Genomic DNA, 21,078 nt, shown 5'->3' on the forward strand with positions numbered 1-21,078 from the left:
GGGGTTTGACCTCGATCAATTCATCGCGGCGCCCAGCCGGCAACCCTACGGACACGGGTTTCCGGCCGACAAGCGGCCGCCATCCGTTGCGTCCTCGTTCCAGCGCGGTGCCTAGAATCCGCGGGATATGAACCGGTCCCGCGCCGTCGCCGTCGCGCTGATCGCGCTGTCGTTCGCGACTGTGGCGAATGCACGCACGGTCTACCGCTGCGTGCGCGACGGCACGGTCAGCCTGTCCACCGCGCCCGAGCCCGGTTCGCGCTGCACCGCCAGGCAGGTCGACGACAACGCCGCGAGCGTGCCGAACCTCTTCGGCACCGGCGAAGCGGTGAGCGGCGTGCTGTACGAACGCGTGCAGGACGGGAAGACGGTGTACGGGACGCGCAAGCTGCCCGGCTCGGTGAAGGTGCTTTCCTTTACCTTGCCCGCGCCGCCGGGCGAGCCGGCGCACGAAGGTCTGGGGCGCGTGAGCCCGCCGCGTCTGGACCGATATCCGAAGCAGTTCCGCGCGGCGTCGAAAGCGACCGGCGTCGATGAAGCATGGTTGCGCGCCATCGCGCACGCCGAGAGCGATTACGACGCCATGGCAGTTTCGGCGAAAGGCGCGCAGGGCGTGATGCAGCTGATGCCCGACACGAGCCGCGAATACGGCGTCGTCGATCCGTTCTCGCAGGACGAATCCATCATGGCCGGCGCGCGTCACCTGCGCGCACTGATGCGCCGCTATCGCAACGACATGACGCTGGTGGCCGCCGCGTACAACGCCGGCATCGGTACCGTCACGCGCTATGGCGGCGTCCCGCCATATGCGGAAACGCAGGCCTATGTCGCCAAGGTGCAGGCGCTGTACGGCAACTATCGCGCCGCGCTCGACAAGCCGGTGGCGAAGTCGCGCGCGAAGGCACTGACCTCGCCGTAGTCCTCACGCCATCGCCTTGCTCGATTCATACGGCAGATGCGTGCCGCCCGCGCCGGTGATGATGTTCTCCGTGCGATCTAGGAAGTCCTTGTCGCCGTCGAGCACGACCAGGATCCGGCCCGCCTGGATTTCATCGTCGAACTTGCGGCGGATCGGATCGGGCAACGACGAGCCCACCAGCGCCGACGCCCACGAGCCCACCAGTGCGCCTGCCACCGCTGCCGCGGCTGCGCCGGCGAGCGTGAGACCGATCGGCGTGATGACGATCGCCGCCAGGCCCGCGAGCAGACCCGCCGCGCCGCCGTATCCGGCACCGCGCATGGCGGCGGGAATGAGGTCGGTGTCGGCTTCCTTGTACTCGTTGGGAATGGCGTCCAGTTCGATATCCGAACGCGCGACGAGCAGGATGTCGTCGTCGTGCACGCCGGCGCCGCGCGCGGCGTTCATCACCGCCTGCGCGGTGGCCAGGTCGGGCGTGCTGAAAACATGGCGGACCTTCATTTCTGCCTCCGTCATCCGTGGCGCCGGCATGCGGCGTCGATGGCCGCAGCTTTGCCGCGCCGCAGTTACTGGGACGTGATGAACGCGGGGTTCGCGCGGGCGGTGCTAAGGTGCGCGCACCTTCCAATACGGGATGCTGGTCATGCGTGGATCCATGCGTTTTTCGGTGCTCGCCTGCGTGATCGCCGCGTGCACGTTGACGGCGTGCAACGCGCCCGCGCCACCCGCGTCCGAGCAGGCGCAAGCGCAGGCCGCCGATACGCCGCAGGTCACCGCCGACACCTCGTCGCAGCCCGCGCGCTCGACCGACCAGCCGGCGCCGGGCGAAGCCGCCGCACCTGCCGCACCCGAGGTCACGCCGGCCGCATTCGTCGACAAGGTGTGGCGCGTGAAGTCGTCCAGCGCGGTGGAAGCGGACACGGTGTATGCATTCCTCGCCGACGGCACACTCGTCATCGATTCGCCCAACGGCACGCCAATGCACGGCCAGTGGCGCTTCGAGGGCGGCAAGCTGACGATGGTCGAGGAAGGCCAGTCGTATCCCACCGACATCCTTCGCCTCGATGCGAGCGAACTGCACCTGCGCAGCCACAATCCCGGCACGCCGGTGGACATCGTGCTGACGCTCGCGCCGAACGAACCGCTGCCGAAGGCGAAGTGACGATGCTGCCGGCGATCGACGTCCAGTGCCCGTATTGCGGCGAACCGCTGACGTTGTTCGTCGACGATTCGGCCGGCGCGCAGTCGTACGTCGAGGACTGCCACGTGTGTTGCCGACCGATGCTCGTGCGCGTGCGGATCGATGAGGATGGCGGGCTCGACGTCGACGTCGCCCGCGAGAACGAGGATTGAAGGACGCGGTCAACGCGGCAATGGCCACCGCGTTGACCGCGTGCCCGATGAAGGTTGTGTTGCGTTCAGCGAAATCGCACTCGTCGCAACCGCGATAACTTCAGCGCAGGTCGCATTCGCGCGCGTCGCGCGTCACCGATCAACCTGCTTCCTAGCCCCCTCGCGCGCCCGAATGGTTAAGGGAACGTTCCCTTAACTCCCGCCGAAGCGGAGTCGTTCATCACCTCCCGTGCAAGGTCGAAATCGTGCGGCACGCCTTGGGCAAGCACGCGCAGAACTTCCTTCATTCCAGGAGACATCCGCATGACCCTCAAGAACCGCAAGCCGCTCATCGCCGCCGCCCTGGTCGCCATGCTGTCGGCGCCGCTGGCGTTCGCGCAGAGCACCACGCCGCAGTCGTCGCAGGATCCGGCCGCCGCGTCGGCCGACCAGGCCGGTGCGAGCGGTGCCAGCGCCACGCAGGGCTCGGCGAACACGTCGGGCAAGAAGAGCTGGTCGGACGTGGACACCGACAAGAACGGTTCGCTGAGCAAGTCCGAGGCGTCCAGCGTTCCGGCGCTCGGCCAGGTGTTCGATCAGGCCGATGCGGACGCCGATGGCGCGCTGACCGCCGACGAATACAAGGCCTACGTCGCCAAGGCGCAGGGCGGCCCGGCCGGCAACAGCGGCGGCAAGTAAGCGCTGCAGTCAGGGCACCACGTCCAACTCGCGCATTGTTGGACTCCGGCAAGGGCGGCTTCGGCCGCCCTTGCTTTTTCAGTACGTCGCGGCTCCGGCCGCCTTTGTTTTTTTGCCAGTACATCGTGGCGCCGGCCGCTGCTTCGTCTGCCCCTCGGCGCTGCGCCGTGCTCGTTTAAACTGCGCGCATGACCGCAATCCAGCTGATCGGCTTCGACGCCGACGACACCCTCTGGCGCAGCCAGGACTACTTCGACGAAGCCCAGCTCGAGTTCGAGCGCATCGTCGGCACTTACGTGGACCTGCGCGACGCACGCGTGCAGGAGCGCCTGTACGAGGTCGAGAAGCGCAACATCGCGCTGTTCGGCTACGGGGTGAAGGGCATGGTGCTGTCGATGATCGAGGCGGCGGTGGACATCACCGCGCAGCGCATCGAAGCGCGCGACGTGCATCGCATCGTCGAACTCGGCAAGTCGCTGCTGCGGCATCCGGTGGAACTGCTCCCGGGCGTGCGTGAAGCGGTGGAGGCGATCGCCGCGGACTTCGACGTCGTGCTCATCACCAAGGGCGACCTCTTCCATCAGGAAGCCAAGGTGCGCCAGTGCGGTTTCGCCGACCTCTTCCGCCGCATCGAGATCGTCAGCGAGAAGGACACGGCGACGTACGCGCGATTGCTGGAAGAGTTCCAGCTGCCGGCCGAACGCTTCGTCATGGTCGGCAACTCGCTGCGTTCCGACATTGCGCCGGTGCTGGAACTGGGCGGGTGGGGCATCCACGTGCCGTACCACACGACCTGGAGCCACGAGACGGAGGCCGAGGTCGCCGACGACGCGCCACGCCTGCGCCGCATCGCCAGCGCGCACGAGTTGCCTGACGCCGTGCGCGCCCTGGCTTCCAACGCCTGAACACGTTCCCCAACGGCTGCTGAGCGTCCCCGGAGTACCCCGGCCGGATTAAAAATGCGTTCACCGCGGTAGTCGCATCTTGGCCGCAAGGCTCGCAGGGTGCGGGCAACCAGGAGCGCAGACATGTCCACCGTCCTGACCCGTTGGGTCGCCCCCGTGGTGCTGGCCGCAGGTTTCGGTGCAGTCGCCGCGACGGCGCCCGCACCGGCGCGCGCTGACGACCTGACCCGCGTGATCGTCGACGTCGCCGACGTGATCTACCACGCGGGCAACCCGTACTACCGCTACGACCGCGGCTATCGCGACCGCCTGGTCGTCGTCCACGACTATCGCGGCCGCCCGACCTACTACCGCAATGTCTACCGCGCCGGTCCGCCGTACGGCAACGCCTACGGGTACTGGAACAACGCGCCGCGCGGCAACTGCAACAAGCACGGCAAGTGCACCACGCACTACTACGATGCGCGCTACGACCATCGCCATGATCGTCGTTACGACCGCGCCTACTATCGCAACGGTTATTCGAACTACGGCTACTACGACCGTCGCCATGACGATCGCCGTTATGATCGCCGCGACCGCCATGACCACGACCGCGATCGCCGCTGGCGCGACGACGACTGATCATGGCTGCGGACCACAACCGAATGCCCGACTGGCATTCCTTCGATGACGAAAGGAACTGGACGATGGCGATGACCTGGAAGGCACGGCTGGGCGCGATGCTCGTCGCTGCGGCGGCGACGCTGGGCCTGGGTGGAACGGCGTCTGCGCAGGACTACACGTTCGGCTGGAATCCCCGCTCGGGCGACGTGTGGGTCGACACGTGGCTGACCGACGTGAACCGCTACGGCGCGCGCTATCGCGATCCCTTCGTCGACGAGATGGTGCGTTACTACGGCGCGCCGCGCGAACTCGTCAACGAGCTGCTCGGCGAGCGCCGCTGGGCGCCGGGCGACGTGTATTTCGCCTGTTCGATCGCGTCCGCGCTCGGTCGCCCATGTCGCTATGTTGCCGACATGTGGGAGCGCGACCATGCGCTGGGGTGGGGCGAAGTCGCGAAGAACCTGGGCATCAAGCCCGGTTCGACGGAGTTCCACCAGCTGAAGAAGGGCTTCGTCCCCAGCTACGACCGATGGGGCCGCGACATCACCATCGATGCCGATCTCGCGCGCGATTTCCCGGGGCGTCCGCGCGATCCGGGCAAGGTGAAGGCGGCGCAGGCGAACAAGCACCACGCGGACAACGGCAAGGCCGCGACGCACGGCAACGCGAAGAACGGCAGTGCCGGAAAAGCCAAAGGCAACGCAGGATCCAAGGGTGCTGCCGGCAAAAGCGACGCGCAGCCCAAGGGGCAGGGCAACGGAAACCAGGACGCGAAGGGCCAGGGCAAGGGCAAGGGCTGATCCGCGACTCCGTTCGATGCGACCTGCGGCGGCTTCGGCCGCCGCATGCGTTTGTACGACGCGCCACTATCATGGCCGCATGAACGACAACGTCCGCATCGTCGGTTACGCCCCGCGCTGGCGCGCGGACTTCGCACGTCTCAATATCGAATGGCTCGAACGCTGGTTCACGGTAGAGCCCATCGACCGCGATGTGCTCGGCGATCCGGAGACGCACATCCTCGCCCCCGGCGGTCGCGTGCTGTTCGCCATCGACGAACACGACCGAGCCGTCGGCACCGTCGCGCTCAAGTACGAATCCGATGGCGTCTACGAACTCACCAAGATGGCGGTGGCACCCGAAGCGCGAGGAATGGGTGTCGGGCGCGCGCTGATGCTCGGCGCGCTGGACGCATTCGGCGAGTTGCAAGGTCGCGAACTGTTCCTGGAGTCCAGCAGCAAGCTGGGCCCCGCGCTGGCGCTGTACGAAAGCGTCGGCTTCCGCCATTACCCCGCACCGCGGCCGGGATCCCACTACGCGCGCGCCGACGTGTACATGGTGTGGGAGCCTGATCGGGCGGGCTAGCCGGGCGTTGGCGGCGGAAATCGGCGAAAATCGCGCCAATGAGCCATTCGCCTGCCATTTCGCCGGACGCACTCCGCCTCTCCGTCGCCCCGATGATGGACTGGACCGACACGCACTGCCGTGTCTTCCACCGCCTGCTGGCGCCGCATGCGCGGCTGTATACGGAAATGGTGCATGCCAACGCGGTGATCCATGGCGATCGCGCGCGGTTGCTGGCGATGGATCCGGTGGAGCATCCGGTCGCGCTGCAGCTGGGCGGCAGCGAGCCGGAACTACTGGGCGCGGCGGCGAAGATCGGCGCCGACCATGGCTTCGACGAGATCAACCTCAACTGCGGTTGCCCGTCCGATCGCGTGCAGGCCGGGCGTTTCGGTGCGTGCCTGATGCGCGAGCCGCAGCTCGTTGCAGACAGCGTCGCGGCGATGGTCGAGAACTGCGACGTGCCGGTGACGGTGAAGTGCCGGCTTGGCGTCGATGACGACCACGACTGGGATCGCTTCCTCGCCTTCATCGATACGGTCGCCAACGCGGGCTGCGGCATGTTCGTGATCCACGCGCGCAATGCGTGGCTGCAGGGACTTTCTCCGAAGGAGAACCGCGAAGTGCCGCCGCTTCGCTACGACTGGGCGTACCGCCTCAAGCACGAGCGGCCGCAGCTGCAGATCGTCGTCAACGGCGGCATTGCCACGCAGGACGAGGCGACCTCGCACCTGGCGCACACCGATGGCGCCATGCTCGGTCGCGCGGCGTATCACGATCCATATCTCCTGCACCGGCTGGACGTCGCATGGTTCGGCGGCGAGCTGCGCACGCGCGGCGAGCTGCTGCGTGCGCTGCGGCCCTATGTCGAGGATCAGCTCGCGCGAGGCGTGTACCTGAAGCACATCACGCGCCACCTGCTCGGGCTGTTCGCCGGTGAACGTGGCGGCCGCGCGTTTCGCCAGGTGCTCAGCGAAGGCGCGCACAAACCCGGCGCGGACTGGTCGCTGGTCGAACAGGCCATCGAGATCACCGAATCCTTCGCGGGCGAACGCGTGGACGCCGCATGATCACGCGTGATGCCGCCGCGTTCTTCGCGCACGCCCGCACGCTGCGGCCCGATTTCGGCCCGGCGACCGCGCAGGCCGCGTTCCTCGTCGCGCCCGAAGGCTTCAGCCTTGCCGAGCAGTCGGCGCAGGACAATCGCTACATGGCGCAGGCGTCGGGTTTCGACGCCGAATGCGCGATGACGCAGCACCGCGCGTTGCATCGGGCGATGTCGCAGGTGTTGCCGACGGTGTGTTTCGCCGGCGATGCCGACACGCCCGACGCGGTGTTTCCGAACAACGTCTTCGCCACGGCCGCGGGACGATACGTCGTCGGGCGCATGCGCCATCCGGTTCGCCAGCGCGAAGCCGCACGTGCCGACATCCGCAACTTCCTCGGTGGCGTGATGGATTACGCGGAGATCGACCTCTCCACGCAGCCGCACGCGTGCGAGCTGACCGGCTCGCTGGTGATCGACCGCGCGCGCGGCCTTGGACTGTGCGGGCTGTCGGAGCGATGCGACGAGGAGGGCGCCCGGCTCATGCACGAGGCGTTCGGCCTGCGCGCGACGCTGACGTTCGACCTCGCGCCGGGCGAATACCACGCCAACGTCGTCCTGGCCGTGCTGGCGGGGCGGGCGGCGATCGTCAGCCCGCGCGGCTTCGCCGACACCGGCGTGGCCCGGGCCATTGCCGACTTCTACGCCCCCAACGCGATCGTGCTGTCGGAGGCCGAGCACTCCGCCTTCGCCGGCAACGCCATCGCGCTGTCGGTCGACACCGTCTGGATGAGCGCCCGGGCCGACGCGGCGCTCGACCCGCGCAACCGGCAGCTGCTGGCGGCGGCGGGCTTCCAGGTGCGGGCCGTCGAGCTGGACGCCATCGAGGCCGGCGGCGGTTCGCTGCGGTGCTGCATCGCCGAGATTTTCTAGGCCGGGACGCGCTGGAATCGAGCCGACTGACGCCAGGGTCTGAATGCCGACCGCCCGCAATCAGAAAAGTTCAGACCGGATTCACCGCTTCGTTTCGAGAATGCACACTGTCGCACGGCCGTGCGATATTGCCCCGTTCGCGTGCCCAGTCTCGATGAAGATGCCGTCTTCTTTCCGCTCCATTCCGCTCCTCCTGTGCGCCGCGCTGCTTGCGTCGGCTGGGAGTGCATGGGCGCAGGATCGTGGCGGTCCCCCGGAGCGTGGCGACCGGGGGCACGGCCGAGGCAACGACCGGCAGGCCCTGTCCGACTCGGTGCGCCGGGTCGAACGCCGCACCGGCGGGCAGGTCCTCAGCGCCGAGCGTGTTCCCTACGACGGCCGCGACGTCAACCGCGTGAAGGTGGTCGATTCCAGCGGCCGAGTCCGCATCTACATGGACGACCCGCAGGTGCGAGAGCGCCAGCAGCAGGAAAACCGTACACGCCGCGACGACGACTGACCCGCCACGCTCTCGGAGGCCCTCCGATAGCGGCCTAGACAGAACGACAGACATTGGAGTCCACATGCGAATTCTGCTGGTCGAAGACGAAGCTCCGCTGCGCGAAACCCTCGCCGCCCGCCTGAAGCGGGAAGGGTTCGCAGTGGATGCCGCCCAGGACGGCGAAGAAGGCCTCTACATGGGCCGCGAAGTACCGTTCGACCTGGGCATCATCGACCTGGGCCTGCCGAAGATGTCGGGCATGGAGCTGATCAAGGCCCTGCGCGACGAAGGCAAGAAATTCCCCGTGCTGATCCTCACCGCCCGCTCCAGCTGGCAGGACAAGGTCGAGGGTCTGAAGCAGGGCGCCGACGACTATCTCGTCAAGCCGTTCCATATCGAAGAGCTGCTGGCGCGCCTCAACGCGCTGGTCCGCCGCGCCGCCGGCTGGAGCAAGCCGACGCTGGAATGCGGCCCGGTCGTGCTCGACCTCGCCGCGCAGACGGTGAGCGTCAACGGCAGCAACGTCGACCTGACCAGCTACGAGTACAAGGTGCTCGAGTACCTGATGATGCACGCCGGCGAACTGGTCTCGAAGGCGGACCTCACCGAGCACATCTACCAGCAGGACTTCGATCGCGACTCCAACGTGCTGGAAGTCTTCATCGGCCGTCTTCGCAAGAAGCTCGATCCGGATGGCTCGCTCAAGCCGATCGAGACCGTACGCGGCCGCGGCTACCGCTTCGCCATCGCGCGCAGCGGAGACTAAGCACCAGCGCACGGATTCGATGTTCCAGCAGCGCCGGGCGTCGGCGGGTCATCGTCAACGCGCGGCGCGCTGGTTACCCTTGGCGGCGATGCCGTCGCCCGTTCCTTCCGACCTGTCCCCATGCCACGCCGATCGCCACAGGTGAGCTGGGGCCAGCCGCGTTCGCTCCAGGCGCGCCAGCTGCTGGCCGCGAGCCTGGGGCTGGTGGCATTCCTCGCGCTGGCCGGCTACGCGCTCGACCGCGCGTTCCTGGAAACGGCCGAAAGCAACATGCGCCAGCGCCTGCGCAGCCTCGCGCTGGCGTACGTCGCGGGCGGCGAGTTCGCCCGCAACGGCGAGTTCATTCCGCCGTACGAAACGGTCGACCCGCGTCTCGAACGACCTGGCAGCGGCCTGTACGCGGAAGTGGTGCTGCCGAACGGGCACTGGGATTCGACGTCGGCGCAGGGCCCGATCCTGCCCGCCGGCAAGATGCTCGAACCCAACGAGGAAACCTTCGAGCGCGCGCTGCCGATCACCGAGATCAGTGGCGAAGCGGGCGAGGCCTACCGGTATGGCCGCGGGCTGATCTGGAGCGCTGGCAGCGACGATGCGCGATCGGAGTTCCCGTACACGATCTACGTGCTTGAAGACACGACCGCGTTGAGCCGCCAGGTCAGCGTGTTCCGCCAGGCGCTGTGGCGTTACCTCGGCGGCGCAGGGTTGATCCTGCTGCTGTTGCAGGCGGTGATCCTTCGCTGGAGCCTGCGCCCGCTCAAGCGCGTGGTCGACGAACTCAAGCGCGTGCAGCGCGGCCTCGCCTCGCGCATGAGCGGTCGCCATCCGCGCGAACTCGAACCGCTCACCGAAAGCATCAACGCCTTCATCGAAAGCGAGCGCGAAAACCTCGACCGCCAGCGCAACACGCTGGCCGACCTGGCGCACAGCCTGAAAACGCCGCTGGCCGTGCTGCGCGCGCGCAGCGGCGAAGACGTGCCCGTGCAGGAGCTGCGCGAGGAAATCGACCTGCAGGTGCGCCGCATGAGCGACCTGGTGTCGTACCAGCTCGCACGCGCCGCGCGTTCGGGCCACGTGCTGTTCGCCGCGCCGCTGGAAATCGAGCCATACGCCGACCAGATCGTGCGCAGCCTGGAAAAGATCTACGCATCGAAGGGCGTGATCTGCGAATTCGACATCGACGCCGGCGCGCGTTTCTACGGCGAGCCCGGCGACCTGCAGGAAGTGCTCGGAAACCTCATCGAGAACGCCTTCAAGTGGGCGCGCTCGCGCGTGCTGCTGACGGTGAAGGAAGGCGAGCTCGCACCGAACCGGCGCCCCGGCCTGCTGATGGCGGTCGACGACGACGGCCCCGGCGTGCCGGAAGACAAGATCGACCTCGTGCTGCAGCGTGGCGTGCGCGGCGACGAGCGCGTGCAGGGCCACGGCATTGGCCTCGCCACCGTGCAGGATGTGGTGCGCAGCTATCGCGGCACGCTGGACGTCAGCCGTTCGAGCGAATTGGGCGGTGCGCACTTCGAAGTCGTGATCCCGCCGGGCCTTTGACCGGCACGACGATCACGCGAACGGCGACGGTCCGTAGAAGCGTTCCAGATGCGCCGCGACCTGCGGCATTTCTGCCCGCAATGTCTGCGGATCGCTGAAGTGGTACTCGGTGACGACGGCGAAGAATTCCTCGGGCGCTTCGGCGGCGTAGCCGTCGATGGCCGTGTCGCGGCCGCGATCCACCTGCTTCGCAAGCTTGTCGTACGCCGTCTGGAAATCGCGCGCCCACTCCTTCTGCCACGGGCGGGGCAGGGGAGGCGTGCCATCGAGCGCGCCGTCGAGCGCGTCGATCTTGTGCGCCATCTCATGCGCGGCCACGCAGAAACCGGCATTGGGATCTTCGCAGTCGGCGACGATGTCGGCCCACGAGAGGATCATCGGCCCCGTTTCCCACGCTTCGCCGATCAGTTCGTCTTCCCACTCGTGCAGCACGCCGGCCGCATCGACGTGCGTGCGGTTCACGCGGAACGCGTCGGGATAGACGATCAGCTGCGACCAGCCGCGCAGGCCTTCGGCGCCGAATTCCAGCAGCGGCAGGCAGCACAGTGCGGCCAGGCTCACGCGCTGTTCGTCGTCCAGCGTGAGTTCGCCGATGGGCGTGATCGTCTTCTCGTGCAGGAAGCGAACGGCGAGTTGGCGCAGGCGTGCGTCGCGGGACGTATCGAGCGCGCGCAGCCACGGCACGCGCACGTGCGCGGCGTGCCACAACTCGTCGGGAATGGGCGCGGGCGAAAGCCGCAGGCGCCGGAAGAAGCTCAGCAAATCACCACGCCCGCGAACGGATCAGCGGAACATGCCCGGCAGGAAGCTGTGCCAGCGCGGCGACTGCATGCGGCCGGCGCTGCCGGCGGCATCGCTGTGGACGCTCGGGCGGGCCGGCTTGACGTCACGAACGGGGGCGGTCGCGCGCGGGGTCGCACGTGCGCTGTCGCGTGCGATCGAGGACGCTTCCGGGCAGCTGCCGCTGTTCGCGGAGCTGAGCTTGATCTCGCGCGCAGCCACGGTCGAGCTGGCGACCACGATCAGCAGGCACAGGCAGATCCGGAGCATGGCGGAATCCTCGGACGGACCCGGGGTAGACCCCGGGTAATGCTGGACTATAGCGCGAAAAAAGGGCGTCGACCGGGCGGGCGGATGGTGCATGGCAACAACTCTCCGTGTTCAGGCGGGTGCCGCCGGTGCCGGCGGTGTCGTCGATCCGGACGACGCCTTTCCGACGCCATCATCTCCTATCGATGCGCCCGTGGCGCAAAGCGTTGCAACGCTTCATCGCGCCCGGCCATCGTCCCGCCGAATCGCCGCCCGTGGTGTCCCCGGACCGGCATTCCAACCCGCCTTCGGCATGCCAGAACGCCGTTCGTCGGCCGGGACCCGCTCCCGCATAATCCCCGCCCATGACGCCCGCCCGCCCCGACTTCGCCGCCCATTCCTGCGCCGGCCCGACCGCGATCCGGCCGGCCCGCTGATGGACGACCGTCACCTGCTCCAGCGGCTGATCGCCGGCCCGGTGTCGGGCGACGCCTTGGCGCGCGACGCCGGGCAGACCCGCGCCGCCGTGTGGAAGCGCATCGAGGCCCTGCGCGAGGCAGGCGTGCCGATCGAAGCGCGGGCGGGGCGCGGATACGCGCTTGCGACCCCCATGGACCTGCTCGACGCCGAAGCGATCCGCGCCGGGTTGCCCTCCGCGGTGCAGGGATCGCTGGCCTCGCTTGAGACCGCGTGGTCCATCGATTCGACCAATACGGAACTGCTCCGCCGGGCGTCGCCCGAGCGTGGCGCGCAGGTGCTGCTGGCCGAGCGCCAGACCGGCGGCCGCGGCCGTCGTGGGCGCCAGTGGGCGTCGCCGCTGGCCGCGCACCTGTACCTGTCGGTATCGCGCCAGTTCGGCGGGGGGCTCGCGAGGCTGGGCGGGCTGAGCCTGGTCGCCGGGGTCGCTGCGGCGGAGGCGCTGCGTTCCGAGGGATTCGCCGTGCAACTGAAGTGGCCGAACGACCTCGTCGTGCCCGCCGCGGACGGCACGCTGCGCAAGCTGGGCGGCATCCTCGTCGAGGGCGGCGGCGAACACGCCGGGCCCGTGCGCGCGGTGATCGGCATGGGCATCAACGTGCGCATGCCGGCCGCTGTCGCCGCCGGCATCGACCAGCCGTGGAGCGACTTGGCGGGATTGTCCGACGCATTGCCGGATCGGAATCGGGTCGCCGCGGCCGTGCTCGCCGGGTTGCTGCCGGCACTGGACGAATTCGATGCGGACGGCCTCGCGCCCTTCCGCGAGCGCTACGCCGCGCTCGATGCATTGGCCGAACGTGCGGTCACCTTGCACACCACGACCGGCGAACTGCACGGCGCCGCCCTCGGCCTCGCCGACGATGGCGCGCTGCGCGTGCGTCTGGACGACGGCGAAGAACGCAGTTTCCATTCCGGCGAAGTCAGCGTCCGCAGCGGGGCATCGGCATGAGCGCGTGGTTGTTCGACCTCGGCAACACGCGCCTGAAATGCGCGCCGCTGCGTGCGGACGGTTCCATCGGCGACGCGATCGCGCTGCCGCATCGCGAAGAGGATGTCGCTGCCGCGATGGCGCAGCACCTGCCCGCGCGCATCGACGTCGCCTATCTCGCGAGCGTCGCGCAACCGACGTTGCGCGTGGCGGTGCTCGATGCGCTGGCGTCGCGTTGCGGCAGGATCTCCATTGCACGCACGCAGCCGCGTTTCGACGAACTGCGCATCGCCTATGCCGATCCGCGAAAGCTCGGCGTCGACCGCTTCCTTGCGCTGCTTGGCACCCGCACGCGCGTCCGCGGGCCGGCGCTGGTGTGCGGCGTCGGCACGGCGCTGACGATCGACCTGGTCGACGCGGACGGCCTCCATCTCGGCGGTCGCATCGCGCCGTCGCCCACGCTGATGCGCGAAGCGCTGCATGCACGCGCGCCGCAGTTGCCGGAGGTGGGCGGCGTTTACGAGTACTTCGCGTCCGATACCGAAGACGCGCTTGCGTCCGGTTGCGAAGGCGCGGGCGTCGCGCTGATCGAGCACAGCATCGCGGCCGCGACGGCGCGCCTCGGCACCGCGCCGACCGTCCTGTTGCACGGCGGTGGGTCGGAGGCGCTGGCCCGCCACCTGCCGAACGCGACCGAGGTCGCAACGCTGGTGCTGGAAGGCCTGGCCCGCTGGGCCTGCGTCGAAACGGCCGCTTAGAATCGCCCCATGCTCGCTCGCGCCCTGGTCGTCCTGCTGCTGGTGCTCAATCTCGGTGTCGCCGCGTGGTGGACGCTGCGCGCGCCGCCGGCGGCCGCGCCCGACTTCGTGCCGCCCGCCGACGTCGCACGGCTGCAACTGGTGAGCGAAACGAAGAAGGCCGCGAACGCACCTGCGCCCGGCGTCGCGCCCATGACCGCTCCGGCCGCGCCAGCGTTCGCACCGCCTGCCGCGCCTTCGACCCCGGTCGCCAGCGCGGTTCCGGCCAGTGCTGCATCGAACGCGCGCTGCTACAGCATCGGTCCCTTCGCCAATGGCGCCGCCGCGGCGAACGCGCGCGAGGTGCTGATGGCCGTGGCGACCCGCGTCGTGCCGCGCGAGCAACGCAGCGGCAGCAGCGCACGCGGCTGGCGCGTGTACCTGCCGCCGATGGCCAGCCTGCCCGAGGCGCAGGCCGCCGCGCAGCGCATCACCGCCGCGGGTTTCAACGATTACTTCATCGTCCGCCAGGGTGCCGAGGCGAATTCCATCGCACTGGGTCGCTACCGTAACGAGGATTCCGCGCGCCGCCGCGCCGACAGCCTCACCGCCGCCGGTTTCGCCGTGCGCGCCGAGCCGCTGGGCGAGGGCGGGCCGTCGACGGTGTGGCTGGACCTGATCGCCAAACCCGAGTTCGACCCCGCGCGCGCCGAAGCCGCGGTGCAGGTGCCGGCCCGCGAACTCGACTGCGCGCGCATCCGCTGACGCATCGACACCAACCTGCGCGGCTGCGCAGGCTAGAATGGCCCTTCTTCGCCGGCATAGCTCAGTTGGTAGAGCAACCGCCTTGTAAGCGGTAGGTCGTCAGTTCGATTCTGACTGCCGGCACCAGACGAGGACGCCGTTCGATGAGTCGCACCTATCCTCCCGTTTCGCTGATCGGCGCGCCGACGGACGTTGGCGCAGGCCACCGCGGCTCGCGCATGGGCCCCGAAGCACTGCGCATCGCGGGCCTGGGCGAGGCGCTCATCAAGCGCGGCGTGGACGTGATCGATCGCGGCAATCTCGACGGTCCGCGCAATCCCTGGCAGAAGCCCGTCGAAGGCTACCGCCACCTGCCCGAAGTGGTCGCGTGGAACCGCGCGGTGATGGATGCCGTCAGCACGGAGCTCGACGAAGGCCGCATGCCGATCCTGCTCGGCGGCGATCACTGCCTCGGGCTGGGATCGATCACCGCCGTCGCGCGCCATTGCCGCACCACCGGCAAGCAGCTGCGCGTGCTGTGGCTGGACGCGCATGCCGACTTCAACACGCACCAGGTCACGCCGTCGGGCAACGTGCACGGCATGCCCGTGGCCTGCCTGTGCGGTCTGGGTCCGGATGCGTTGACCAAACTCGGCGGCGAAGCCCCGGCGGTGCGGCCGGACGAAATCCGCCAGATCGGCATCCGTTCGGTCGACGAGGGCGAAAAGCGCCTCGTGCAGGAGTACGGACTGGACGTGTACGACATGCGCTACATCGACGAGATCGGCATGAAGCGCGTGATGGAAGAAGCGCTGGAAGGCGTGGACGACAACACGCACCTGCATGTCAGTTTCGACGTGGATTTCCTCGACCCCAGCATCGCGCCGGGCGTGGGCACCACGGTGCCGGGCGGGCCGAACTACCGCGAGGCGCAGCTGGTGATGGAGATGATCGCCGACACCGGCCGCATGGCCTCGCTGGACATCGTCGAACTCAATCCGATCATCGACAAGCGCAACCGCACCGCGCGGCTGGCGGTGGACCTGGTGGAAAGCCTGTTCGGCAAGTCCACGCTGATGCGCGACTGAACCGTCGGCACGCCCGCCGCAGGACCGGCCCGGCCGGCAGGTGCGGCGCCCGCGCGGGCATGCGATCCTTCGGCCCCAATCGATCACGTCTCCCGGAGAGACCATGAAGCGCTCCATCGCCACGCTGCTGCTCGTCGCCCTGTCGCTCGTCCTGCTCAACGGCTGCAACACCATGGAAGGCCTGGGCAAGGATGTCGAAAAGCTCGGCCAGAAGATCGACCAGAAGGCGAGCAACTGATCGGCGCATCGCGGCGCCCGACATCATGATCGCGACAAAGGCCGGCACCCGCCGGCCTTTGTTTTTCAGGGCGGTCATCGCCCGTTGGGGTGGCATCCACCCCGCTTTCACGGCACCTCGCGTCAGATGCACGCGCACGCTCCAAGCGTGACCATGCAGTCCCAACGAATCGAGGTGAATCCCATGAAGCGTCTGATGGCCCTTTTGCTGCTCGCCCTGTTCTCCGTCGGCACGCTGACCGCGTGCAACACCGTTGCCGGTGCCGGCAAGGATGTGCAGAAGGCGGGCGAGAAGGTCGAAGACGCGGCGAAGTAATCGCCGCGCTCGCACCGAACGCAGGAAAGGCCGGGCATCGCCCGGCCTTTCTTTTTGCGAAACGCGAAGCCGTCAGTCTGGCCGAGCGCTGAATGCACGCTGCAGAATCCACTTCGCTTTCACGGTGGCGCGCGTCAGATGGATTCACCGCACGGAACCACGTGCCTGGTTCACGAGTCGAGGAGACTTTCATGAAGCGTTTGATGGCTCTGCTGCTGCTGGCGATGTTCTCGATGAGCTTCCTGAGCGCCTGCAACACCGTCGCTGGCGCCGGCAAGGACATTCAAGGCGCGGGCGAAAAAGTTGAAGACACGGCGAAGGATTGCAAGGACGGCAAGTGCTGATCCGCACGCATTCGATCGAGGGTGGTGGGCGAGGGGCCGGAGCGATCCGGCCCCTTGTTTTTCAGCGTTGTGGACGTCGCGGTTTGCGCGCGTTCACCGATATCAAACCCTCTCTAACGCAACGACGACTTCCTGCGAATGAGCTCGCTGCGATCCTGTGCGTGCGGTGCGATGACGCACCCGCCTCCCACGACAAGAGGAATGCAACGGATGAACAAAGACATCATCGCCGGCAAGTGGACCCAGCTGAAGGGCAAGGCGCAGGCGCGCTGGGGTGATCTCACCGACGACGACTTCGACGTCGCCGAAGGCAACGCCGAATACCTCGCCGGCAAGCTGCAGGAGCGCTATGGCTGGGAACGCGATCGCGCCCAGCAGGAAGTCCGCGACTTCGAGAAGTCGCTGAACTGATGCAGTGAACGCGGCGCGCGCGCCGGCACCGGGGCGACCAACGCCACCGGCGCGCGCAACCGAAAAGCGATATCGGAAAGGCGGTCGCGAGAGCGGCCGCCTTTCTCTTGCCTGACCGGGCGACGGGCCGTGCGCGACAGCGGCCCTGGGCGTCGCGCGGGGCACGGGCTGGCCCGCCCGGCAGGTACACTGTCAAGCCGTTTCCCGCAGTCAGCGTTCCATGAGCCCCACGCGCGTCCTCACCGGCATCACCACTTCGGGCACCCCGCACTTGGGCAATTACGTCGGGGCGATCCGCCCCGCCGTCGCCGCCAGCCGCGCGCCCGACGTGGAGAGCTTCTACTTCCTGGCCGACTACCACGCCCTGATCAAGGTGCAGGACCCGGCGCGCGTGCAGCGTTCGACCCTGGAAATCGCCGCGACCTGGCTCGCCTGCGGGCTGGAGCCGGACAAGGTGTGGTTCTACCGCCAGAGCGACGTGCCGGAGGTCCAGGAGTTGACGTGGTTCCTGACCTGCGTCGCCGGCAAGGGCCTGCTCAATCGCGCGCACGCCTACAAGGCCGCGGTGGACAAGAACCGCGAGGCGGGCGAGGACGATGACGCCGGCGTCAGCGCCGGTCTTTTCATGTACCCGGTGCTGATGGCCGCCGACATCCTGCTGTTCAACGCCAACCAGGTGCCAGTCGGTCGCGACCAGATCCAGCACATCGAGATGGCGCGCGATTTCGGCCAGCGCTTCAACCACCTCTACGGCGACCACTTCGTGATGCCCGAGGCGGTGATCGACGAGAACGTGGCGACGCTGCCCGGCCTCGACGGCCGCAAGATGAGCAAGAGCTACGACAACACGATCCCGCTCTTCGCTCCGCGCGAGACGCTGAAGAAGCTGATCTACTCGATCGTCACCGATTCGCGCGCGCCGGGCGAGGCGAAGGACGCGGACAACTCCAACGTCTTCCAGCTGTACCAGGCGTTCGCGTCGAACGAGGAAACCGCCGCGATGCGCCGTGCGTTCGCCGACGGGATCGCGTGGGGCGAGGCGAAGCAGGCGCTGTTCGAGCGCATCGACCGCGAGATTTCGCCGCTGCGCGAGAAGTACGACGCGCTGATCGCACAGCCGGCCCACATCGAAGCCATCCTGCGCGACGGCGCACAGCGCCTCCGCACGCGTTACGCGCGGCCCACGCTGGACACGCTGCGCAGCGCGGTCGGCCTTCGCGACCTCTCCCAGGCGCAGGTCGATGGAAAGGCAAAGATCACGAAGGCGACGGCGCCGGCGTTCAAGCAGTACCGCGAAGCCGACGGCCGCTTCTACTTCAAGTTCGTCGATGGCGACCGCCTGCTGGCGCAGAGCCGCGCCTTCGATTCCGCGCGCGACGCGGGCACGCTGATTGCGGGCCTCAAGTCCGGTGCGAGCGGCGTGGATGCGCTGTTCGAAGCGTCGACATCCGCCGACGGCGTCACGCAGGACGACGTGCGCGACGCGCTCGCCGCCGTGGTCGAGGCCGAGCAGGAAAAGAGCGCGCAGAAGGCATGAATCCGTTCGTCGAGCTCAACCTCGCGCTGATCCTGTTCCTGCCGTGGTTCGCGATCCTCGGAACGCTGTACTGGATGTTCCCGCGGCAGCCGCGGACGGCGCATCGCAAGCTCTTCGACGGCGTCGCGCTGCTGCTGGCATTCACCGCATTCCTGCTGAGCCTGTACTGGTCGCATGCGAATGCCGATCCGGTGTACGGGAAGATGTGGCAGCAGATCCTCGCGACCGCTGTCGGATACGGTGTCTTCCTGGCGGTGCTGACGGTGGCGTTCTTCGTGCGCCGTCGCTGGCTGCGTCGCACGCGCTGAGCTAAGCGGCGCGGCGTTCCGACCAAAGCCGCATCGTCGCGTCACGTCGCGCGCCCTAGACTGCGGGGACGCCCACGAGGAGCCGCACGGCATGAACGACGCGCACGGCATCGTCACCATCGACACCGGATTCCAGCGGCCGAATTTCGACGCCGCCTACCTCATCGTCGAACACGGACGCGGCGCGTACATCGATTGCGGCACGCAGCACTCGGTGCCGGCGATGCTCGATGCGCTGTCGTGGCAGGGCCTGCAACCGCAGGACGTCGACTGGCTGATCCTCACGCACGTGCACCTGGACCACGCGGGCGGCGCCGGCGCGCTGATGCGCGCGCTGCCGAACGCGACGCTCGCCGTGCATCCGCGCGGCGCGCCGCACATGATCGATCCCGAACGCCTCGTCGCCGGCGCCACCGCGGTGTACGGCGAGGAGGAAATCGCGCGCAGCTACGGAGAAATCGCCCCTGTCGACGCCGCGCGCGTGCGTGAAGTGCGTGACGGCGAGACGCTCGACCTGGCCGGGCGTCCGCTGCTGTGCATCGATACGCCCGGCCATGCGCGCCATCACCTGTGCGTGTGGGACGAGCGCAGCCGCAGCTGGTTCACCGGCGACACGTTCGGCCTGTCGTATCGCGAGTTTGACAACGCGCACGGCGAGCCGTTCGTGATCCCGACTACCTCGCCGGTGCAGTTCGAGCCCGAGCCGCTGAAGGCGTCGATCCGCACGATGCTCGCGCGCGATCCGGTGGCGATGCACCTGACCCACTACGGGCGCGTCGGCGACGTGGCGCGCCTGGGCAGCGACCTCATTGCGCAGATCGACGCCATGGTCGCGCTCGCCCGTGAGGCCGACGGCCACGCCGACCGGCACGAGCGGCTGGTCGAGGCGCTGGCGGTGCTATATATCGACCGCGCCCGCGTGCACGGCTCGCCGCTGGCGCCGGAGGAGGTCCGAGCGCTGCTGGCCATCGACATCGAGCTCAACGTGCAGGGGCTGGAAATCTGGCTGGCCCGCGAGAACGCGGCGGCGCGCCCTGTTCAGGTTCGCAGCAGTACGCCGGGCGGCTGAACGATGCGGCGGCAGCCGCGCAGGTTGTGGGCTCGATCACGGGTCCGCAGGCGGGCCGGGAGTAGCCTTAGCGACCTTTTTGGCAATGCGCCATGCCCGCTCCGCGACCCCTTCTTCCACCACCGTCCGACGAGGCGCGCCGACAGGCCGCGCTGGATGCGTATGCGGTCGTGGGTTCGGTGGCGGAGCAGCCGTACGACGACATCGTCCGGCTGGCGGTCACGCTGTGCGACGTGCCGGCCGCCGCGATCTCGCTGATCGACCACGATCGCCAGTGGTTCAAGGCGCAGATCGGACTGGACGTGCGCGAGACCGCGCGCAGCGAGGCGATCTGCGACCGCGCGATCCGCCAGCCCGACCGCATGCTCGTCGTCGAGGACCTCTACGACCATCCCGACCTGCCGCGCCCGACGATGCGCGTGGAGGGCGATCCGCTGCGCTTCTACGCCGGCGTGCCGCTGCTGAGCCCCGACGGACAGCCGCTCGGCGTGGTGTGCGTGCTCGACAACAAACCGCGCACGCTCACCGATGCGCAGCGCGAGGGACTGGAGGTGCTCGCGCGACAGACGCAGCACCTTCTGGAGCTTCGCCGCTACGCCATGGAGCAGCGCCGGCTGCTCAGCGAGCGCGAGGCCTTCGCGCAACGGCTGGAAGATGCGCGCGCCGACCTGCAGCGTCGCCACGACCTGCTCGAACATCGCGCGACGCACGATGCGCTCACCGGGCTGCTCAACCGTTCCGCGCTCGCGCAGCTGCGCGACAACGCCGAGGCGATGCGGCTGCTGCAGCAGTCGCCGTACACGCTGATGCTGCTGGACGTGGACCACTTCAAGGACGTCAACGACCGCCACGGGCATCTGCTGGGCGATCGCGCGCTGCGCGCCGTCGCCGATGCGGTCAACGCGTCGATCCGCGAGGGCGACATCGCCGTGCGTTATGGCGGCGAGGAGTTCCTGATCCTGCTTCCCGATACGCACCTCGCGCAGGCCGCGCAGGTCGCCGAACGGATCCGCCAGCGCATCGCCGTCGCGCCGCTGCCGTTCGCGCTCACCGTGTCGATGGGAATCGCGGCAGGCGAGCCGACGCGCGACTGGTCGGAGCAGGTGTTCGACCGCGCCGACCAGGCGCTGTATCGCGCGAAGGCCACGGGCCGCAATCGCGTGGTGGTGGACGATACGCCGCTGCATCATGCGTGAAGCAGGCGTCGCATCCCGTTGGGCCGGTGCCTCAGCGATCTGCCGTCATCCCGGCTTCCGCCGGGATGACGGCTTCGTTTGCCGC

The 21,078-nt window shown here is 68.4% G+C and carries 28 protein-coding genes and 1 tRNA gene; 26 read left to right on the forward strand and 3 right to left on the reverse strand.

Annotated features, from left to right (window positions below; all coding sequences use genetic code 11):
• Positions 1-127 precede the first annotated feature (127 nt).
• Positions 128-919: a lytic transglycosylase domain-containing protein gene (locus DX912_RS04405; protein ID WP_115841260.1), complete on the forward strand. Its 792-nt coding sequence runs from the start codon at positions 128-130 to the stop codon at positions 917-919.
• A gap of 3 nt (positions 920-922) precedes the next feature.
• On the opposite strand, the gene DX912_RS04410 is transcribed toward DX912_RS04405, so the two are convergent.
• Positions 923-1,420, reverse strand: coding sequence for a hypothetical protein (locus tag DX912_RS04410; RefSeq protein WP_115841491.1), 498 nt, complete (start codon positions 1,418-1,420; stop codon positions 923-925).
• A 142-nt stretch (positions 1,421-1,562) separates the two neighbouring features.
• Here DX912_RS04410 and DX912_RS04415 point away from each other — a divergent pair, with 142 nt between their 5' ends.
• The 12 genes from DX912_RS04415 to DX912_RS04470 all read left to right on the forward strand — a co-directional run bounded on the left by DX912_RS04415 (position 1,563) and on the right by DX912_RS04470 (position 10,572).
• Positions 1,563-2,081 (forward strand): hypothetical protein, encoded by a 519-nt coding sequence (locus DX912_RS04415; protein WP_147298560.1) that lies wholly within the window; start codon positions 1,563-1,565, stop codon positions 2,079-2,081.
• Positions 2,082-2,083: 2 nt separating this feature from the next.
• A complete protein-coding gene (locus DX912_RS04420; protein WP_115841262.1) occupies positions 2,084-2,272 on the forward strand; it encodes a CPXCG motif-containing cysteine-rich protein in 189 nt (62 codons plus the stop codon).
• A 303-nt stretch (positions 2,273-2,575) separates the two neighbouring features.
• A complete protein-coding gene (locus tag DX912_RS04425; RefSeq protein WP_115841263.1) occupies positions 2,576-2,950 on the forward strand; it encodes an EF-hand domain-containing protein in 375 nt (124 codons plus the stop codon).
• A gap of 188 nt (positions 2,951-3,138) precedes the next feature.
• On the forward strand, positions 3,139-3,855 hold the full coding sequence (locus DX912_RS04430) for an HAD family hydrolase (RefSeq protein ID WP_115841264.1): 717 nt from the start codon (positions 3,139-3,141) through the stop codon (positions 3,853-3,855).
• Positions 3,856-3,978: 123 nt separating this feature from the next.
• Positions 3,979-4,479 carry a hypothetical protein gene (locus DX912_RS04435; RefSeq protein ID WP_115841265.1) on the forward strand — a complete coding sequence of 167 codons (501 nt, stop codon included), beginning with the start codon at positions 3,979-3,981 and terminating at the stop codon, positions 4,477-4,479.
• A 65-nt stretch (positions 4,480-4,544) separates the two neighbouring features.
• Positions 4,545-5,261, forward strand: coding sequence for a hypothetical protein (locus DX912_RS04440; protein ID WP_147298561.1), 717 nt, complete (start codon positions 4,545-4,547; stop codon positions 5,259-5,261).
• 79 nt (positions 5,262-5,340) lie between these two features.
• A complete protein-coding gene (locus DX912_RS04445; protein ID WP_181902703.1) occupies positions 5,341-5,826 on the forward strand; it encodes a GNAT family N-acetyltransferase in 486 nt (161 codons plus the stop codon).
• A gap of 38 nt (positions 5,827-5,864) precedes the next feature.
• The gene (gene dusA / locus DX912_RS04450) at positions 5,865-6,875 is read left to right on the forward strand and encodes a tRNA dihydrouridine(20/20a) synthase DusA (protein ID WP_115841268.1); all 1,011 of its coding nucleotides are present in this window, start codon (positions 5,865-5,867) and stop codon (positions 6,873-6,875) included.
• A complete protein-coding gene (locus DX912_RS04455; protein ID WP_115841269.1) occupies positions 6,872-7,783 on the forward strand; it encodes an arginine deiminase-related protein in 912 nt (303 codons plus the stop codon). Before dusA ends, DX912_RS04455 begins: the two co-directional genes overlap by 4 nt.
• Positions 7,784-7,937: 154 nt before the next feature.
• Positions 7,938-8,282: a hypothetical protein gene (locus DX912_RS04460; protein ID WP_325050558.1), complete on the forward strand. Its 345-nt coding sequence runs from the start codon at positions 7,938-7,940 to the stop codon at positions 8,280-8,282.
• Positions 8,283-8,346: 64 nt separating this feature from the next.
• Positions 8,347-9,030 carry a response regulator transcription factor gene (locus DX912_RS04465; protein WP_115841270.1) on the forward strand — a complete coding sequence of 228 codons (684 nt, stop codon included), beginning with the start codon at positions 8,347-8,349 and terminating at the stop codon, positions 9,028-9,030.
• Positions 9,031-9,150: 120 nt separating this feature from the next.
• Positions 9,151-10,572 carry an ATP-binding protein gene (locus tag DX912_RS04470; RefSeq protein ID WP_115841271.1) on the forward strand — a complete coding sequence of 474 codons (1,422 nt, stop codon included), beginning with the start codon at positions 9,151-9,153 and terminating at the stop codon, positions 10,570-10,572.
• A gap of 12 nt (positions 10,573-10,584) precedes the next feature.
• Here the strand turns inward: DX912_RS04470 and DX912_RS04475 are convergent, their stop codons facing one another.
• Positions 10,585-11,334: a M90 family metallopeptidase gene (locus DX912_RS04475; RefSeq protein ID WP_425477904.1), complete on the reverse strand. Its 750-nt coding sequence runs from the start codon at positions 11,332-11,334 to the stop codon at positions 10,585-10,587.
• A 21-nt stretch (positions 11,335-11,355) separates the two neighbouring features.
• On the reverse strand, positions 11,356-11,622 hold the full coding sequence (locus DX912_RS04480; protein ID WP_115841272.1) for a hypothetical protein: 267 nt from the start codon (positions 11,620-11,622) through the stop codon (positions 11,356-11,358).
• A 415-nt stretch (positions 11,623-12,037) separates the two neighbouring features.
• Between DX912_RS04480 and birA the strand changes: the two genes are divergently transcribed.
• From birA to DX912_RS04545, 13 genes are all read left to right on the forward strand, one after another.
• Positions 12,038-13,027: a bifunctional biotin--[acetyl-CoA-carboxylase] ligase/biotin operon repressor BirA gene (birA, locus tag DX912_RS04485; protein WP_115841273.1), complete on the forward strand. Its 990-nt coding sequence runs from the start codon at positions 12,038-12,040 to the stop codon at positions 13,025-13,027.
• Positions 13,024-13,764 (forward strand): type III pantothenate kinase, encoded by a 741-nt coding sequence (locus DX912_RS04490; protein ID WP_115841274.1) that lies wholly within the window; start codon positions 13,024-13,026, stop codon positions 13,762-13,764. Before birA ends, DX912_RS04490 begins: the two co-directional genes overlap by 4 nt.
• Before the next feature lie 9 nt (positions 13,765-13,773).
• Complete coding sequence (locus DX912_RS04495; protein WP_115841275.1) at positions 13,774-14,508, forward strand: SPOR domain-containing protein; 735 nt, start codon at positions 13,774-13,776, stop codon at positions 14,506-14,508.
• Between the two features lie 50 nt (positions 14,509-14,558).
• Positions 14,559-14,634: transfer RNA gene (locus tag DX912_RS04500), tRNA-Thr, on the forward strand.
• A gap of 17 nt (positions 14,635-14,651) precedes the next feature.
• A complete protein-coding gene (gene rocF / locus DX912_RS04505; RefSeq protein WP_115841276.1) occupies positions 14,652-15,575 on the forward strand; it encodes an arginase in 924 nt (307 codons plus the stop codon).
• A gap of 103 nt (positions 15,576-15,678) precedes the next feature.
• The gene (locus DX912_RS04510; RefSeq protein WP_115841277.1) at positions 15,679-15,813 is read left to right on the forward strand and encodes an entericidin A/B family lipoprotein; all 135 of its coding nucleotides are present in this window, start codon (positions 15,679-15,681) and stop codon (positions 15,811-15,813) included.
• Between the two features lie 183 nt (positions 15,814-15,996).
• Positions 15,997-16,128 (forward strand): entericidin A/B family lipoprotein, encoded by a 132-nt coding sequence (locus tag DX912_RS04515; RefSeq protein ID WP_115841278.1) that lies wholly within the window; start codon positions 15,997-15,999, stop codon positions 16,126-16,128.
• Between the two features lie 191 nt (positions 16,129-16,319).
• The gene (locus DX912_RS04520) at positions 16,320-16,472 is read left to right on the forward strand and encodes an entericidin A/B family lipoprotein (RefSeq protein ID WP_115841279.1); all 153 of its coding nucleotides are present in this window, start codon (positions 16,320-16,322) and stop codon (positions 16,470-16,472) included.
• Between the two features lie 210 nt (positions 16,473-16,682).
• On the forward strand, positions 16,683-16,883 hold the full coding sequence (locus DX912_RS04525) for a CsbD family protein (protein ID WP_115841280.1): 201 nt from the start codon (positions 16,683-16,685) through the stop codon (positions 16,881-16,883).
• Positions 16,884-17,103: 220 nt separating this feature from the next.
• A complete protein-coding gene (locus DX912_RS04530) occupies positions 17,104-18,420 on the forward strand; it encodes a tryptophan--tRNA ligase (protein WP_115841281.1) in 1,317 nt (438 codons plus the stop codon).
• On the forward strand, positions 18,417-18,728 hold the full coding sequence (locus DX912_RS04535; RefSeq protein ID WP_115841282.1) for a hypothetical protein: 312 nt from the start codon (positions 18,417-18,419) through the stop codon (positions 18,726-18,728). The genes DX912_RS04530 and DX912_RS04535 overlap by 4 nt, the downstream gene beginning before the upstream one ends.
• 91 nt (positions 18,729-18,819) lie before the next feature.
• On the forward strand, positions 18,820-19,797 hold the full coding sequence (locus DX912_RS04540) for an MBL fold metallo-hydrolase (protein WP_115841283.1): 978 nt from the start codon (positions 18,820-18,822) through the stop codon (positions 19,795-19,797).
• Between the two features lie 92 nt (positions 19,798-19,889).
• The gene (locus DX912_RS04545; protein ID WP_115841284.1) at positions 19,890-20,993 is read left to right on the forward strand and encodes a GGDEF domain-containing protein; all 1,104 of its coding nucleotides are present in this window, start codon (positions 19,890-19,892) and stop codon (positions 20,991-20,993) included.
• The last annotated feature ends 85 nt before the right edge of the window (positions 20,994-21,078 follow it).

It is taken from the genome of Lysobacter soli (assembly GCF_003382285.1).
GTDB classification, from domain to species: domain Bacteria; phylum Pseudomonadota; class Gammaproteobacteria; order Xanthomonadales; family Xanthomonadaceae; genus Lysobacter_J; species Lysobacter_J soli.